The organism is Vibrio ouci (assembly GCF_004551525.1).
GTDB lineage: Bacteria > Pseudomonadota > Gammaproteobacteria > Enterobacterales > Vibrionaceae > Vibrio > Vibrio ouci.
In genome coordinates this window covers 14,621-29,824 of sequence record NZ_SATR01000043.1, presented here as the reverse complement: position 1 = coordinate 29,824, position 15,204 = coordinate 14,621, and the positions used below count along the sequence as shown (strand labels likewise).

Genomic DNA, 15,204 nt, shown 5'->3' with positions numbered 1-15,204 from the left:
AAGAGAATTGGTTGCGAGGACTGATTTGAACCAGTGACCTTCGCGAGGTTTTATGAATAGCTGAGCCCGACGAGCTAGCGAATCACAATACCTTTTAAATTTGGTTGCGGGAGCCGGATTTGAACCGACGACCTTCGGGTTATGAGCCCCCGACGAGCTACCAAGCTGCTCCATCCCGCGTCCGTATTCATTGTTAAGCACAATGAGAGCTTTAAATTTGGAGCGACACACGAGGTTCGAACTCGTGACCTCAACCTTGGCAAGGTTGCGCTCTACCAACTGAGCTAGTGTCGCATTGGTTGCGGGGGCCGGATTTGAACCGACGACCTTCGGGTTATGAGCCCGACGAGCTACCAAGCTGCTCCACCCCGCGTCCGTATTCATTGTTAAGCACAATGAAAGCTTTCCTGTCCACTTAAGAAAAAGTGGAGCGACACACGAGGTTCGAACTCGTGACCTCAACCTTGGCAAGGTTGCGCTCTACCAACTGAGCTAGTGTCGCATCAACAACGTTTCCGTCATTCAGGGCTGCGAATTATAAGAGCATTTTTTTGTGATGCAAGTCCTTCATCGAAAAAATTATCTTTTTTTTTCTTATCGGATAAAAAGCACACACTTATCAATCAAAAAGCTTGAAAAATATACTAAATATCAATTAGGCCTTGCGAGGAAACACCAAAGTGCGAGATTCAGCGGTGTTTTGAAGGTTACTCATCGCGAATGTTTCCCGTTTCTTATATAACTGTTCAGTATAAATTTTGAACCCCTGAAGCTACTTAAGGATAAGAGGCGCATATGCAATTCAGCGCAAGATTATTTCAGCTCATCTGTACTGTATTACTTGTGGCATTAGTTGCCGGCTGCGGATCAATGCCTAAGCCGATGAGAAATCTAGGGAAAAGCGACGTAGATTTTGTCATGGATGTGCATGCCAAACAGCTTAAAGTTCAAATGGTCGAGTTAACGCGTAAGCTCTACGTCAGAAATCCTGTTCAATTAAGTAAGAATCCGTCAGCCACCATCGACAGTCGTATCGAGCAAATATTTGGCCCAGAAGAGAGTATTGCCCTGCCCCCTTTGGTGTTCGATGAGTTGGGTGGCGTCACTGGGATTGACGCGATATTACTGAGTTTTGATGAGAGCTTTGAGGGCGATCGCGTGTTTGCTGCGACCGTTGGGTTATCGGAAATGCTAAGGCGCTCTTACAACCACCAGCAAGAATTTTTTATTATCGACTCTTTGGATGAGCAATCTCTGTATAACAGCGCGAGAAATATCGAGATATTTGTTTGGCGGCTCTACCACCGTAAAGATGAATATGGGAATCCATTAATTTATACCAATGCAACAACAGACACTGGCGGTGATATCAGTTTCGATCGGTTATTTACCAAGATGGTGATGATTCAAGATATGATGGCACTGATTGTTGCGGATAAAACCAACCGCGGCATAACCAAGGTCGCACATGGTGTGGCACAATTTGTCTTTTTACCTGTCCCATAAAGCAGCATAAAAAAACCAGCATCGAGTGCTGGTTTTCATGATTAGATTGAGATAATCGTTTTGCGGTAATATTGCAGCTCTGCAATCGATTCGCGAATATCATCCAAGGCTAAATGGCTACCTTGCTTAGTAAAGCCATCCAGTACTTCTGGCTTCCAACGGCGTGTTAGCTCTTTCAAAGTACTCACATCGATATAACGGTAGTGGAAATATTCTTCCAGCTCAGCCATGTGCTTGTACAAGAAACGACGATCTTGGCCGACGCTGTTTCCACAAATCGGTGACTTACCTTTAGGTACCCATTTCTCTAAAAACTCAATGGTTTGACGAACCGCTTCTTGTTCATCAACTTTGCTTTCCTGTACGCGCTTGACCAAACCACTACCAGTATGAGTCGTGGTACACCACTCATCCATTTTTTGTAGTTCTTCTTCTGGCTGATGAATGGCAAGTACTGGTCCTTCAGCTAAAATATTCAATTCACTATCCGTGACAATGGTAGCAATTTCGATCACTTTGTGAGTTTCAGGGTCAAGTCCCGTCATCTCCAAATCAATCCAAATTAAATTTTGATCACTAAAGGACATAAATCGTTGCCTATTGGTTTTATGATAAAAGAGGTACTATACCCAAATTCCGATCCCCAAGATAGCGTGAGCTACTCACCTTCTTGCCGGTATCACTCGATAAATTAATGAACTGAAGTAGAGAAACGTGGCTAAAAAGAAAAAGCTAACCAAAGGTCAGGTGAGACGAGTTCGTCACAACCAGAAGCGAAAACTTAAGCAAGAAGATTCCGTTCAATGGGATGAGTCCATGCTAGGTAGCAGTAAAACCGGCCTGGTTATCACCCGCTTTGGACAGCACGCTGATATCGAAGACAGCGAAACTGGTGAAGTCCAGCGCTGTAACCTTCGTCGTGGCATTGAGACTCTCGTTTCTGGCGATAAAGTAATTTGGCGTCCAGGACTAGAATCAATGGAAGGCATCAGTGGCGTTGTTGAAGCGGTAGAGCCTCGCACTTCAATTCTTACTCGTCCTGACTACTATGACGGTTTAAAACCAGTCGCGGCGAACGTTGATCAAATGATCATTGTCTCTTCAGTACTGCCAGAATTGTCGCTCAATATTATTGATCGCTACTTGGTTGCCTCTGAAACCCTCAACATCGCACCACTACTGGTGTTGAACAAAATCGATCTCCTCGAACCAGAGCAATTGACGCAGTACCGCGAGTGGCTAAAAGAGTACGAGCGTATTGGTTATAAAGTGTTATTCGTCAGTAAGCAGACTGGTGAAGGCATTGCTGAGCTTGAGGCTGAGCTTAAAGACCGCATCAATATTTTCGTTGGTCAATCAGGGGTGGGTAAATCGAGCTTAGTTAACGCGCTGATGCCGCAGTTCAATGTTGAAGAAGGCGAGGTCTCTGAAAACTCAGGGCTTGGTCAACATACCACAACGGCTTCACGTCTTTACCATATCCCAACAGGTGGCGACTTGATTGATTCCCCTGGAGTGCGCGAGTTTGGTTTGTGGCACTTGGAAGCAGAAGAAGTCACCAAGGCGTTTGTCGAGTTTCAACCTTTCCTTGGCGGCTGTAAGTTCCGTGATTGTAAACACAATGACGACCCAGGCTGTGTACTACGCCAAGCGGTTGAAGACGGTGAGATCAACGAGATCCGCTTCGCGAACTATCACCGTATTCTAGAGAGCATGGCGGAAGTGAAAGCCAATCGCCAATACTCCCGCAGCAAAAAAGCAGATTTGTAGCCGCAAATTTGCAAGCAAACTTTAGGGTCTGTTGCTCTTTTGAGCTAATTTTTGCAGCATTTTGTGGGTTCTTTATGCAAGGCAGAGGTTTTGAATTGTAGTTTCCCTACCTGATAAGCCGATAACGCAGTAGAAAGGAGCCACAAACGCTGCCCGAAGGGTTCGGCTAAAAGCGTTTTACTCTTTGTTGAGAGGTGTTTTGCTTAGATGACTAGGCTGCAAACCTCTCTCCGCGATTAAAACGCTTTTATCTCGAACAAAATTTAACCGCAAAAGGGAAACAGACCCTAGTAACTACTGACTTTTGGGCGCAATTTGAGTAACATCTCGCGCCCAGAATATAGTCAATCATGAAAATAGCATTGGAATTGAACACCATGGATAAGATTAAAGTTGGACTGCAATATTGGATCCCACAGCATGGACTAACTCGCTTAGTGGGTAAGCTAGCTTCTGCAAAAGCTGGCGGTCTAACAACAGCAATCATTCGCTGGTTCATCAAACAATACAACGTCAATATGGATGAAGCGCTGCATTCAGACCCAAAACATTTCAAGACGTTTAACGAGTTCTTTGTACGTGAGCTAAAAGAAGGCGTACGTCCAATTACTGAAGAAGAAAGCGTGATCACTCACCCAGCTGACGCTTGTGTTAGCCAATTTGGTCCAATTGCCGACGGCAAGCTTATCCAAGCTAAAGGCCATGACTTCACAGCTCAAGAGCTACTTGGCGGTGATGCAGCACTTGCTGAAGAGTTCGCTGACGGTGAATTCGCTACGCTGTACTTGTCACCACGTGATTACCACCGCGTTCACATGCCATGCGACGGTACACTCCGTCAGATGATTTATGTACCGGGCGATCTATTCTCAGTAAACCCACTGACGGCTGAAAACGTGCCTAACCTTTTTGCACGTAACGAACGTGTGGTGTGTATTTTTGATACCGAGTTTGGCCCTATGGCACAAGTTCTTGTTGGTGCGACGATTGTCGGTAGTATCGAGCAAGTATGGGCAGGCACAGTAACGCCACCACGTGGCAACACAGTGTACAAGTGGGACTACCCTGCGGAAGGTGATAAAGCCGTAATCCTGAAAAAGGGTGAAGAGATGGGCCGCTTCAAGCTTGGCTCTACCGTAATCAACCTATTCGCTAAAGATGCAATCACCTTTGATGAGACAATGCAAAACGGTCAATCAACTGTGATGGGCACGCCGTACGCACATACAGCACAAGCGCAAGCGGAATCAGAACAAGCTTAATTACCAAGCCCTCTGTATAAGCCTCGATTCGTCGGGGCTTTTTTTGACCCAAAACAAACTCACTGCAACAATTTTAACTGTTTGTTAAAACTCCAGACTCGGTCTAAGACACTCATTTTATTGTAAATTAAGCTATGGCCTCAAACGTTGAAATTGAGGTTGATGTCAATATGCCAAAGATAGATCTTGGGGTAATAGTTAAGCTACTGATTAGCTTCGGCTTGCCAATTGGTGTGCTGTTTATGCCAATTGATTGGATCCCAATCGATGATCTGACACTCATTCAGCATCGATTATTGGCAATTTTTCTCCTCGCCGCTCTACTGTGGGTATTAGAGCCTGTCCCAGTCTTTGCCACCTCCGTTTTGATCATCGCCCTAGAGCTAGTCATGATCTCAGATAAAGGACTACACCTATTTCGAACGCCGCCCGCTGGCCATGACCTTGGCGAGTTGATGATATACACCGATATTTTTAGTGCCTTCTCTTCACCCATTATCATCCTGTTTATGGGCGGTTTTGCACTGGCAATTTCAGCCTCCAAATATGAGTTGGACAATAACCTTGCGCGAGTATTACTCAAACCATTTGGCCACCAGCCTAGATTCATCATGCTTGGCTTAATGTTGATCACAGCTGTGTTCTCAATGTTTATGTCTAATACCGCCACAACGGTAATGATGCTGGCTCTACTAGGTCCAATTGTTGCCTCAGCACCAAAAGGCGATCTCGGTATCAAAGCGCTAGTGTTGTGTATTCCTATTGCGGCCAATACCGGGGGCATCGCAACACCAATTGGTACACCTCCGAACGCCATTGCGCTGCAGTATTTAACTGGTGAGAACAGTATCGACTTTCTCAGCTGGATGATGATGGGCCTGCCTTTCGTCATCGTTCAGCTCACTATCGCTTGGTTCTTACTGCAAAAGCTTTTTCCATCCGCACAGAAAGAGATGAAGCTGAAACTGGATGGTAAGTTTCAAAGAAATTGGCGTGCCATCGTCGTCTATGCGACCTTTGCCTCAACCATCTTGCTATGGATGACGACCAAACTGCACGGAATGAATACCTATGTAGTCTCCATCATCCCGCTAGCGGTCTTTACGTTAACCGGAATTATGGGCAAAGCAGAGCTCAAACTGATTAACTGGGACGTTCTATGGCTGGTTGCCGGCGGTATCGCGATTGGTATTGGTTTAGATAAAACCGGACTCGCTTCAGCGCTTGCTCATGCGATCGACTATGAATCCCTCTCTCCGCTTGCTGTGATATTTACCTTGTCGATCGTCTGCTGGTTAATGGCCAACTTTATGTCTAACACCGCCACTGCCAATTTACTGATGCCAATTGCTGCCGCGATCGGCGCTTCAATGGAAAGTCTTGCCACGGTTGGTGGACTGCAAGGTTTACTTGTGGTCGTCGCCTTCTCAGCATCACTCGGTATGATCTTACCAGTATCAACCCCACCTAACTCGCTGGCCTACTCTACCGGCTTAATCGAAAGTAAAGACATGGCAAAAACCGGAGTTATCATTGGCGTGATTGGCTTACTGATTGTTTACGCCGCAACCTTGATTATCACCTAAGTAAAACAATGATATTGACCTCTAGCGCGCTGGGCTGGAGGTCACAAATTCTTACATGTGTGAAGGGGTTTTCTTAAAAGCAGCATATAGATCAACTATCTACATTCTCTCTGTCTATAAAATCACCTCGATATCACCATCAAAGCCCTTTTTACATTCACGTAAAGTCGTGGTGGTAGACCCTACTCTTCTCGTCCTATTGTCTGAAAAATAAGGAAAGGCAATGAGAAATACAATCAAACTAAAAATGCAAATTGCCATTGCAGTGGTCATTGCTGTCGTCAGCGGCGTGCAAGCATGGATCTCAGTCAATCAGCTGCAACAAGAAACGACTTCAGCACTGAATAGTGAAATGGCCAATATCAGCCACTCCACATCACGCTATATCAGTGATTGGCTAGCGATACGCAGCGATATGATGCTAGCCAATGAAAAAACCATCATTGAGTCAGACAACTCCGACCGCGAAATGCTTCTTACCAAACGAGCCGGGGATTTTCTGTCGGTATACGCAGGGTTTGAAGATGGCTCAATTGCCTATGGCGATAAAAGCGAAGATTGGCCTGCTGACTATGATCCGCGTACCCGCCCTTGGTATCAAGATGCGATGAACGCATCTGGATTGATCATTACTGAGCCGTATCAAGACTTCGATGGCAGCATCGTGGTCAGTTTCGCCAAAGCCTTTTCTGGTAATAAGAACGGGGTTCTCGCCGCTGACCTTACCGTCACCAATATCATTGATGAAGTGCTAAATATCACTTTAGATAACGACGGTTTTACCTTCCTGGTTGACGGCAATAACAACATTGTCGCTTATCAAGATGAATCGCTAAGCCAGCAGCCAATAACTCAGTTAAACCCTCAGCTCTCTGCGGCTAAAGTAAAAGAACTTGTCAGCAACTCATCAATTTCAACAATCAGTTGGCCACAGCAAGGAGACAAACTGATTTACGTTGCCAATATCCCATCAACAGATTGGTCGTTGGGTATTGTGGTGGATAAAGAGCTGGCGTTCGCTTCAGTCAGTGAGCAGATTCAATTTACTGCTATCGCTTCATTAGTGCTGTACCTGATCATTGCGACATTCAGCACCTACACCATTACTAAGCTGCTAAAACCGCTGCAAGATTTGTCATCTTCACTTTCTCAGCTGGCAAAAGGTGAAGGGGATTTAACTCAGCGAATCGAGATTAAACGCCGTGATGAAATCGGTGAGGTAGCTGAACACGTTAACCAGTTCCTCAGCCAGATGCAGCGCATGCTTGCTGATATTATCCATCGCAGTGAGCAGTTAGTACAGCAAGCCAGTCAAGCTAACGCCCTATCGATGCAGTCAGCGCAGCAAGTAGAAGTTCAGCAAAATGACGTCAACCAAATTGCGACTGCAATCCATGAAATGTCTGCAACAGCTGCAGAGGTCGCAAGCCATGCTGAAATGACAGCCGATGCTTCTCAGACTTCATCTAATGCCTGCCAAGACGGTCAAAAAGTCATTCAGAAAAACCGTGAATCGATTGTGGAGCTAGCAGAACAGGTCACTGCAGCCTCTGGCGTTATCTCTGAACTTGAGCACAACACCCAAAGCATCAATCAGATCCTATCGACCATTCAAGAAATTGCTGAACAAACCAACTTATTGGCACTTAACGCCGCGATTGAAGCGGCACGTGCAGGGGAACAAGGGCGTGGATTTGCAGTGGTCGCTGATGAGGTGCGCGTGCTCAGTCAACGTACTCATGGTTCAACCGAAGAAATTCGTCATATGATCGAAACGCTGCAAAACAATACCAAGCTTGCAGTGAATAGTATGAAAACAAGTACCTCGTTAGCTGACACCAGTGTCGACTACGCCCAGCAAGCAGCCCAGAGTCTGACCGACATTACCGATGCGATCGATAAGATCAACGATATGGCGCTGCAAATCGCCAGTGCCGCAGAAGAGCAACGTGCCGTGAGTGAGGATATCAGCCGTAATACCCAAGGTATTAAGGATGCTTCCGACGTACTCGCAGGGCAAGCACAGCAAAGTAGCGACAGCGCAGACAACATGAGAGAGTCCGCAGAGACTATGCGAATGGAGGTGACTCGCTTCAAGGTATAGCTTTGTTTTAAGAAAGATTTAATGCATATTGTCAGCCTGGATTATTCCACACTCACAAGGATAACGTGTCGATGGGTTATGAATGGCTGGCACTTGCTGCGGCATTTCTTTGGGCGGTAGCAAGCATACTTTCCGTCGTGCCTGCCCAACATTTAGGAACCTTTGCCTATAGCCGTTGGCGTATGGGTTGCACCTCGCTCATTTTAGGAACGATGGCCCTCTACACTGGCGGTTGGAGCAGTGTTGAAACGAGCGCCATTTCAGCCATGATGCTATCAGGCGTCATCGGTATTTTTATTGGTGATACCGCCCTATTTGCTTGCCTCAATCGTATGGGGCCAAGACAAGCGGGTTTACTCTTCTCATGTCACGCCGTTTTCTCAGCGGTACTTGGCTACTTTCTGTTTAGCGAAACCATGTCCTCCATGGAGCTATTAGGGTCACTGCTGGTCTTCTCTGGTGTATTAACTGCGATCTTCTTTGGCCGACGTGGGCAAACGAACAATCAACTTGAAGCTGTTAAAGGTAAAGTCTGGGTCGGAATCGGTTTAGGTTTACTCGCCGCACTTTGCCAAGCGTTAGGCGGCATCATCGCTAAACCGATTATGCAGACCAATATCGATCCTGTTGCTGCGTCAGCTATGCGGATGATGACCGCCTTCGCAGCTCACTGTTTGTTTTTCTTCACTGGAGCAAAACTGGCACGTGCGACTCAGCCTATGAACATTAAGATCTTTTCTATTACCGCTCTCAATAGCTTTTTGGCCATGGCGGTTGGCATGACATTGATTCTGTATGCGCTGCAAGAAGGCAATGTCGGCATGGTCGCTCTACTTTCTTCGACAACACCGATCATGCTGTTGCCTATACTATGGATTTATTCCGGAAAACGACCTAACCGCTTTGCTTGGATTGGCGCAATTGTCGCCGTTGTCGGGACCAGTATTTTGGTCAACTAAGCTATCACAGTAATTGGTATTTCCCGCTTTTCTTCTCTGTCTAATGGGCGAGAATAGAACAATAAATGAAGCCCATATAGACAGTTGAGTATTGCACTCACTGTTTGTAAGGTGAAAGATAACAACAATATTTCACAAACAATATTTGATCTTAACCTACAGTTTTGGTTAAAAAGTGTAGTAAAATTACGCTAATTTTGTTTCCAAAGTTACTTTGAAATTTGACGAGGTCATCACTATGTCAGCTAAGAAGCCTATGGCTCTAGTTATTCTTGACGGTTACGGTCACCGTGAAGATACAGCAAGCAACGCTATCGCGAATGCGAAAACTCCATTCCTAGACAGCCTGTTTGCCAATAAACCAAACACTCTAATCTCTGCTTCAGGCATGGATGTTGGCCTACCAGACGGTCAAATGGGTAACTCAGAAGTTGGTCACACAAACATCGGCGCTGGCCGTGTTGTATACCAAGACCTTACTCGCATCACTAAATCTATCGCAGACGGCGAGTTCACTGAAACACCTGCGCTAGTAGAAGCTATCGACTCTGCAGTAAAAGCAGACAAAGCAGTACACATCATGGGTCTTATGTCTCCAGGTGGCGTACACTCTCACGAAGACCACATCTACGCAGCCGTTGAAATGGCAGCAGCTCGTGGCGCAGAGAAGATTTACTTACACTGCTTCCTAGACGGTCGTGACACGCCACCACGTAGCGCAGAGAACTCTCTACAACGCTTCCAAGACCTATTCGCGACACTAGGTAAAGGCCGCGTGGCTTCTCTAGTAGGCCGTTACTACGCAATGGACCGTGATAACAACTGGGATCGCGTTCAAGTTGCTTATGATCTTCTAACTCAAGCTAAAGCTGAATTCACTTTCGATACAGCTGTTGCAGGTCTTGAAGCAGCATACGCTCGTGATGAGAACGACGAGTTCGTTAAAGCGACTGCAATCAAAGCAGAAGGTCAAGAAGATGCAATCATGCAAGATGGCGATGCTGTTATCTTCATGAACTACCGTGCTGACCGTGCTCGTCAAATTACACGTACTTTCGTACCTGCATTTGATGGCTTCGAGCGTGCGGTATTCCCTGCAATCAACTTCGTGATGCTAACGCAATACGCAGCCGACATCCCACTAGCAATCGGCTTCCCACCAGCATCGCTAGAGAACACATACGGTGAGTGGCTATCTAAGCAAGGTCAAACTCAGCTACGTATCTCTGAAACTGAGAAATACGCGCACGTAACTTTCTTCTTCAACGGTGGTGTTGAGAACGAATTCGAAGGCGAAGAGCGTCAGCTTGTTGCTTCTCCAAAAGTAGCAACTTACGACCTACAGCCAGAGATGAGCTCTGAAGAGCTAACTGAGAAAATGGTTGCTGCGATCAAGTCTGGTAAGTACGACACGATCATCTGTAACTACCCTAACCCAGATATGGTTGGTCACACTGGCGTTTACGAAGCAGCTGAGCAAGCGATCGAAGCAATCGACGGCTGTGTCGCTAAAATTGTTGCGGCAATCGAAGAAGTGGGTGGCCAAATGCTGATCACTGCTGACCACGGTAACGCAGAGATGATGGTAGACCCAGAAACAGGTGGCACTCACACTGCTCACACTAACCTACCAGTACCTCTAATCTACGTTGGTGACAAAGAAGTTGAGTTCAAAGAAGGCGGTAAACTGTCTGACCTAGCACCAACTATGTTATCTCTAACTGGTCTTGAGATCCCAGCTGAAATGACGGGTGACGTACTAGTTAAGTAATTAGCTTAAACACTCATAGTTAAAAGCCCGAGCACTTCCTTGCTTGGGCTTTTTTGTTTTCTCATCACCACCAGCAACTTTTGACATTCTCCTTTCTTCCAATCAAAAGGTTTGGGTATACTGGCTATCTCTCAAATAGTTAGGACAAATTTGAACAATGGCAATCACCCCATTAAGGACACTTCTCTCTCGCAAGTCTTGGTTTGCGCTCGGGTTGATACTTTCTGCCAACTCACTTTCCCCTAGCTATGCGGCAAGCAATGCTGAACTCAAAGGTGTCAGCGGTGAAATCTCACGTCAAAAGCAATCACTGTCCAGTCAGCAACAAAAGCTCGACACTTTACAGAAGTCGCTAAAAAACCAAGAAACGACCATCAACCGTCTTGAAAGAGAAATCAAAGAGACCAAAGCTTCGCTGGCAACCACCAATGCCAATATCGCCAACTTGGACAAAAAAGTTGACCAATTACTGGATCAAAAAAAGCAGCAAAGCGACAAGCTAGCAGAACTGATTCAGACCTACTACGTTACCCAGCGAGCTAAAAGCTCATCGAACATTCTCAACCAAGGCGTTGAAGAAGACCGTATTAGTCAGTACTTTCAGCACCTTGCTAAAGCGAGAGCCGAGACCATCAGTGAACTTGAGGCAACCGTCAGAGAACTAGACGACAGCCAAGAGCAGCTCAAATTAGAAAAAGAACAGCTTACTAGCTTATTGAACCAGCAGACTAAAAAGCGCGATCAGTTAGCTAAAACACAGTCTCAACGCAAAGGGACGGTGTCTAAAATTCGTAACAGCATCTCGAACGACAAAGTCTACCTATCTGAACTGCAGCGCAATGAAACCCGCTTAAAGGCAGAAATTGCCAAGGCCGCGAAACGTAATGCGGTGCCGATGGACGGGATTAGCCGCCAGAAAGGTAAGCTTCCTTGGCCAGTCAAGGGACGAGTGCTACACAACTACGGTTCTCGCCAAACAGGTCAAATCAATTGGAAAGGTGTCGTGATCGATGCGAACTACGGCCAGTCAGTCAAAGCGGTCTATTCTGGAACCGTTGTATTTGCCGACTACTTGCGTGGCTACGGTTTAGTGGTACTACTTGACCATGGTAAAGGCGATATGACTCTGTACGGCTTTAACCAGAGCCTATTGAAGAAAGAAGGCGATAAAGTGACAAAAGGCGAGACCATCGCGCTTGCCGGAGACACTGGTGGACAATCACAAGCGTCGCTCTACTTTGAGATTCGCCGCAACAGTAAAACACAAAACCCGAAAAGCTGGTTAACGCGATAATCAGCTGAACAGATACAAATAAGGCGTCTTTTCCTCGCGAAAAGACGCCTTATTTTTTATGCCTCGATACTGTAGTGTTTTTCTACCGCATTAATGAAGGCGGTTAGCTGCTCTTTCGGCAAGGCGTTAATTCCAGCCGCAGCAGCTCTACCTCCGCCCGATGGGAACTGTGAACAGATATCCCCCGCGCCTTGTTTATTATTCAGCGGCGCTCGCAGAGAAACAGTATAAGTGCCATCACTGTTTTCGGTTAATACCGCATGAGCAGAGTCTGGTGACTGATTAGCGAGTAAATTGCCGTAGACACCACTTATACGACGTGATGGTGCTTCATTAGGCAGCTCGAATAGCCCCAAGGTCGCGCTTTGATATTGAGGTTCTATTGCGAGAGCTTTGTCCATATCTTGCTGATAGGCTAATTGAAGAGTATGGAAAGGCGAGCCTTGATCAGCAATAACAGCAAAAGGATCATCATAGGCCAAAAGCTCTTTAAGCAGTAGCGCAGGGTCAAAATGAAGGTCTTCAAGTTTTGAGCCGTAGCCATTGTAGTTAATCAGGGTACCGAGCTCTTTTAGCTGCGCTTGCTGCTCTTCACTTAGCCCCGCTTTAGTTGCTAACTGATCCGCTTTGGCAATCAAGTTATCGCCGTATGCCGCGGTAATCGCCCAGGAGTGATAACGCCCAGCAAGCAACTCATCAACAATTAAAGCAGTACAGGTATTCGCATCCAAATCGATATGAGCGGTTAAGTTCTCATGCCGGGGAATATCACCGGATTTATGATGATCGGCGTAAAAAACCTGAGCCCCTGCACTCAATATCGTTTCAAGGCCCGCTTTGTTCTTCTCCATCGAGATATCAAGTGCCGTGACCGAATCCTCAGCACTGACAGATAGCTTCTCTAGTAGCTGAATATCGCGTTTGACGCCAGTGACCAGTGTGGACGACTTTGGCTGTGCAAGCCTAAGTTGAAGCAGTGCGATAATGCCATCCGCGTCACCATTAAAAACATCGTAGTGCATAAAAGAAAACCCATTAAAATATCTCTCGATACTCTAATGGGTTCTGCATGTTTTAACAATTTCAGTTAGTTATAACTAGGATCCACAACGGTTAGGCATGAATAGCTTTAACACCATCTTCTAATAACTGCAGTTGCTCTAAGCCTTGTGCGGTTGCCTTTGGTTTCACTACTGAAATCATCTGTAGCATGCCTTGATGAATCACTTGCTCCGTAATCTGAGTTCGTGGCGACATGGCCGCTTGATAGCCTAACCAGCTTGAGGCAATTAAGTGCAATGTGGTCACCAGCGACTTCATCTCACTGTCTTCTACTGAGACTAACTCTAGGTCGACAAACGCACGCATAATGTTGATCAAGTTTGCTTGAAGCTTCTCTTGAACTTGAATGTACTCTTCATGCAACTGTTCGTCACGCTGTAAGATCTCAGGCAGATTGGCGTAGAAGAAGCGATATTTCCACATCAGGGTAAAGATGGAGTCTAGATAATGCTTTAACAGTACAAGGCTTTCTTGCTGGCCTTGAATGGGCGTAAAACGTTCTAGCAATTCATTCGAATAGAGTGCGAAGATCTCGCGCACAATCTCTTGCTTATTGCGGAAATGGTAGTAGAGGTTACCAGGGCTGATATCGATATGAGCCGCAATATGATTGGTTGTGATATTGCGCTCACCGTGCTCATTGAATAACTCTAGTGCTGCAAGCACGATTTTATCGCGTGTTTTCATTCTTTCCCGAACCCTATTCCATTAATCTAAACAGTATAACTGAGTATATTAACCAATAACAAAAAAGCGCCTGATTAGACCAGACGCTTTCATGTGTTTCTTAGTTATTTGTGGTACGGCTTAGATAACTCGTGTACCGCATCAACAAATACGCCCGCATTTTCAGGCGGCACATCCAAGTGGATGCCATGGCCAAGGTTGAATACATGGCCTGTACCTGCATCGCCAAACCCTTCAAGGATAGTCGCGACTTCCTCACGAATGCGCTCAGGAGAAGCGTAAAGCATTGATGGGTCCATGTTACCTTGCAGTGCCACTTTATCGCCTACACGCTTCACAGCGTCTTGGATGTTGATCGTCCAGTCAAGACCAACGGCGTCACAGCCTGTCGCAGCGATCTGCTCTAACCACATACCGCCATTCTTAGTAAATAGTGTTACTGGTACACGACGACCATCGTTTTCACGGATTAGACCATCAACGATTTTGTGCATGTACTGTAGTGAGAACAGGTTGTAGTCACGTGGAGTCAGTACACCACCCCAAGTATCAAATACCATTACAGATTGAGCACCTGCTTTGATCTGTGCATTTAGGTATTCGATCACACTGTCTGCTAGCTTATCAAGCAGTAGGTGTAGCGTTTGTGGCTCTGCGTACATCATCTTTTTGATCTTAGTGAACGCCTTCGAGCTGCCACCTTCAACCATGTATGTCGCAAGAGTCCATGGACTACCAGAGAAGCCAATCAGTGGTACATCACCGTTAAGATCTTTGCGGATCTGGCGAACCGCGTTCATCACGTACTGAAGCTCACCTTCTGGATCTGGTAGACCAATCTTTTCTACGTCCGCTTTACATGTGATTGGCTTATCAAACACAGGGCCTTCACCGGCGGCAAAACGCAGTTCTAGACCCATTGCATCAGGGATGGTCAGAATGTCTGAGAATAGGATAGCGGCATCAAGAGGAAAACGGCGTAGTGGTTGAAGGGTTACTTCTGATGCAAGTTCTGCATTCTTACACAAAGACATGAAATCACCCGCTTCTGCGCGTGTCGCTTTGTATTCTGGAAGGTATCGACCTGCCTGACGCATCATCCATACTGGAGTGTAATCTACTGGCTCTTTTAGCAAGGCACGAAGATAGCGGTCATTCTTTAATTCAGTCATTCCGTTTTTCCGATTATTAGGCTTGTTTCTG

The 15,204-nt window shown here is 46.1% G+C and carries 12 protein-coding genes and 4 tRNA genes; 8 read left to right on the top strand and 8 right to left on the bottom strand.

The features are described 5' to 3' along the window. Positions 1 to 101: 101 nt before the first annotated feature. The 4 genes from ELS82_RS20190 to ELS82_RS20175 all read right to left on the bottom strand — a co-directional run bounded on the left by ELS82_RS20190 (position 102) and on the right by ELS82_RS20175 (position 502). A tRNA-Met gene (locus tag ELS82_RS20190) sits at positions 102 to 180 on the bottom strand. 38 nt (positions 181 to 218) lie between these two features. Continuing rightward, positions 219 to 294: transfer RNA gene (locus ELS82_RS20185), tRNA-Gly, on the bottom strand. 2 nt (positions 295 to 296) lie between these two features. Then, positions 297 to 373, bottom strand: a tRNA-Met gene (locus tag ELS82_RS20180). 53 nt (positions 374 to 426) lie between these two features. Then, positions 427 to 502 (bottom strand) — tRNA-Gly (locus ELS82_RS20175). A gap of 293 nt (positions 503 to 795) precedes the next feature. Here ELS82_RS20175 and ELS82_RS20170 point away from each other — a divergent pair. Continuing rightward, positions 796 to 1,506, top strand: a complete 711-nt coding sequence (locus ELS82_RS20170) for a hypothetical protein (protein ID WP_134837074.1) — start codon at positions 796 to 798, stop codon at positions 1,504 to 1,506. A 41-nt stretch (positions 1,507 to 1,547) separates the two neighbouring features. Here ELS82_RS20170 and orn read toward each other — a convergent pair whose 3' ends face one another. Then, positions 1,548 to 2,093 carry an oligoribonuclease gene (gene orn, locus ELS82_RS20165; protein WP_134837073.1) on the bottom strand — a complete coding sequence of 182 codons (546 nt, stop codon included), beginning with the start codon at positions 2,091 to 2,093 and terminating at the stop codon, positions 1,548 to 1,550. Between the two features lie 127 nt (positions 2,094 to 2,220). Here orn and rsgA point away from each other — a divergent pair, with 127 nt between their 5' ends. The 7 genes from rsgA (at position 2,221) to ELS82_RS20125 (ending at position 12,252) form a co-directional block, all read left to right on the top strand. Continuing rightward, positions 2,221 to 3,276, top strand: coding sequence for a small ribosomal subunit biogenesis GTPase RsgA (gene rsgA, locus ELS82_RS20160; RefSeq protein WP_134837072.1), 1,056 nt, complete (start codon positions 2,221 to 2,223; stop codon positions 3,274 to 3,276). Between the two features lie 377 nt (positions 3,277 to 3,653). Further along, positions 3,654 to 4,538: an archaetidylserine decarboxylase gene (gene asd, locus ELS82_RS20150; RefSeq protein WP_134837071.1), complete on the top strand. Its 885-nt coding sequence runs from the start codon at positions 3,654 to 3,656 to the stop codon at positions 4,536 to 4,538. Between the two features lie 170 nt (positions 4,539 to 4,708). After that, the gene (locus ELS82_RS20145; protein ID WP_134837070.1) at positions 4,709 to 6,124 is read left to right on the top strand and encodes an SLC13 family permease; all 1,416 of its coding nucleotides are present in this window, start codon (positions 4,709 to 4,711) and stop codon (positions 6,122 to 6,124) included. A 223-nt stretch (positions 6,125 to 6,347) separates the two neighbouring features. Further along, positions 6,348 to 8,228, top strand: a complete 1,881-nt coding sequence (locus tag ELS82_RS20140) for a methyl-accepting chemotaxis protein (protein WP_134837069.1) — start codon at positions 6,348 to 6,350, stop codon at positions 8,226 to 8,228. A gap of 71 nt (positions 8,229 to 8,299) precedes the next feature. Then, positions 8,300 to 9,187 carry a DMT family transporter gene (locus ELS82_RS20135; protein ID WP_134837068.1) on the top strand — a complete coding sequence of 296 codons (888 nt, stop codon included), beginning with the start codon at positions 8,300 to 8,302 and terminating at the stop codon, positions 9,185 to 9,187. A 238-nt stretch (positions 9,188 to 9,425) separates the two neighbouring features. Next, positions 9,426 to 10,958 (top strand): 2,3-bisphosphoglycerate-independent phosphoglycerate mutase, encoded by a 1,533-nt coding sequence (gene gpmM / locus ELS82_RS20130; RefSeq protein ID WP_134837067.1) that lies wholly within the window; start codon positions 9,426 to 9,428, stop codon positions 10,956 to 10,958. A gap of 157 nt (positions 10,959 to 11,115) precedes the next feature. After that, complete coding sequence (locus ELS82_RS20125) at positions 11,116 to 12,252, top strand: murein hydrolase activator EnvC family protein (RefSeq protein ID WP_134837066.1); 1,137 nt, start codon at positions 11,116 to 11,118, stop codon at positions 12,250 to 12,252. Positions 12,253 to 12,308: 56 nt separating this feature from the next. On the opposite strand, the gene ELS82_RS20120 is transcribed toward ELS82_RS20125, so the two are convergent. The 3 genes from ELS82_RS20120 to hemE form a co-directional block, all read right to left on the bottom strand. After that, positions 12,309 to 13,274: a DHHA1 domain-containing protein gene (locus tag ELS82_RS20120; protein WP_134837065.1), complete on the bottom strand. Its 966-nt coding sequence runs from the start codon at positions 13,272 to 13,274 to the stop codon at positions 12,309 to 12,311. Positions 13,275 to 13,365: 91 nt separating this feature from the next. Next, on the bottom strand, positions 13,366 to 14,001 hold the full coding sequence (locus ELS82_RS20115; protein WP_134837064.1) for a TetR/AcrR family transcriptional regulator: 636 nt from the start codon (positions 13,999 to 14,001) through the stop codon (positions 13,366 to 13,368). A 104-nt stretch (positions 14,002 to 14,105) separates the two neighbouring features. Beyond that, positions 14,106 to 15,173 carry a uroporphyrinogen decarboxylase gene (gene hemE, locus ELS82_RS20110; RefSeq protein WP_134837063.1) on the bottom strand — a complete coding sequence of 356 codons (1,068 nt, stop codon included), beginning with the start codon at positions 15,171 to 15,173 and terminating at the stop codon, positions 14,106 to 14,108. Between the last annotated feature and the right edge of the window lie 31 nt (positions 15,174 to 15,204).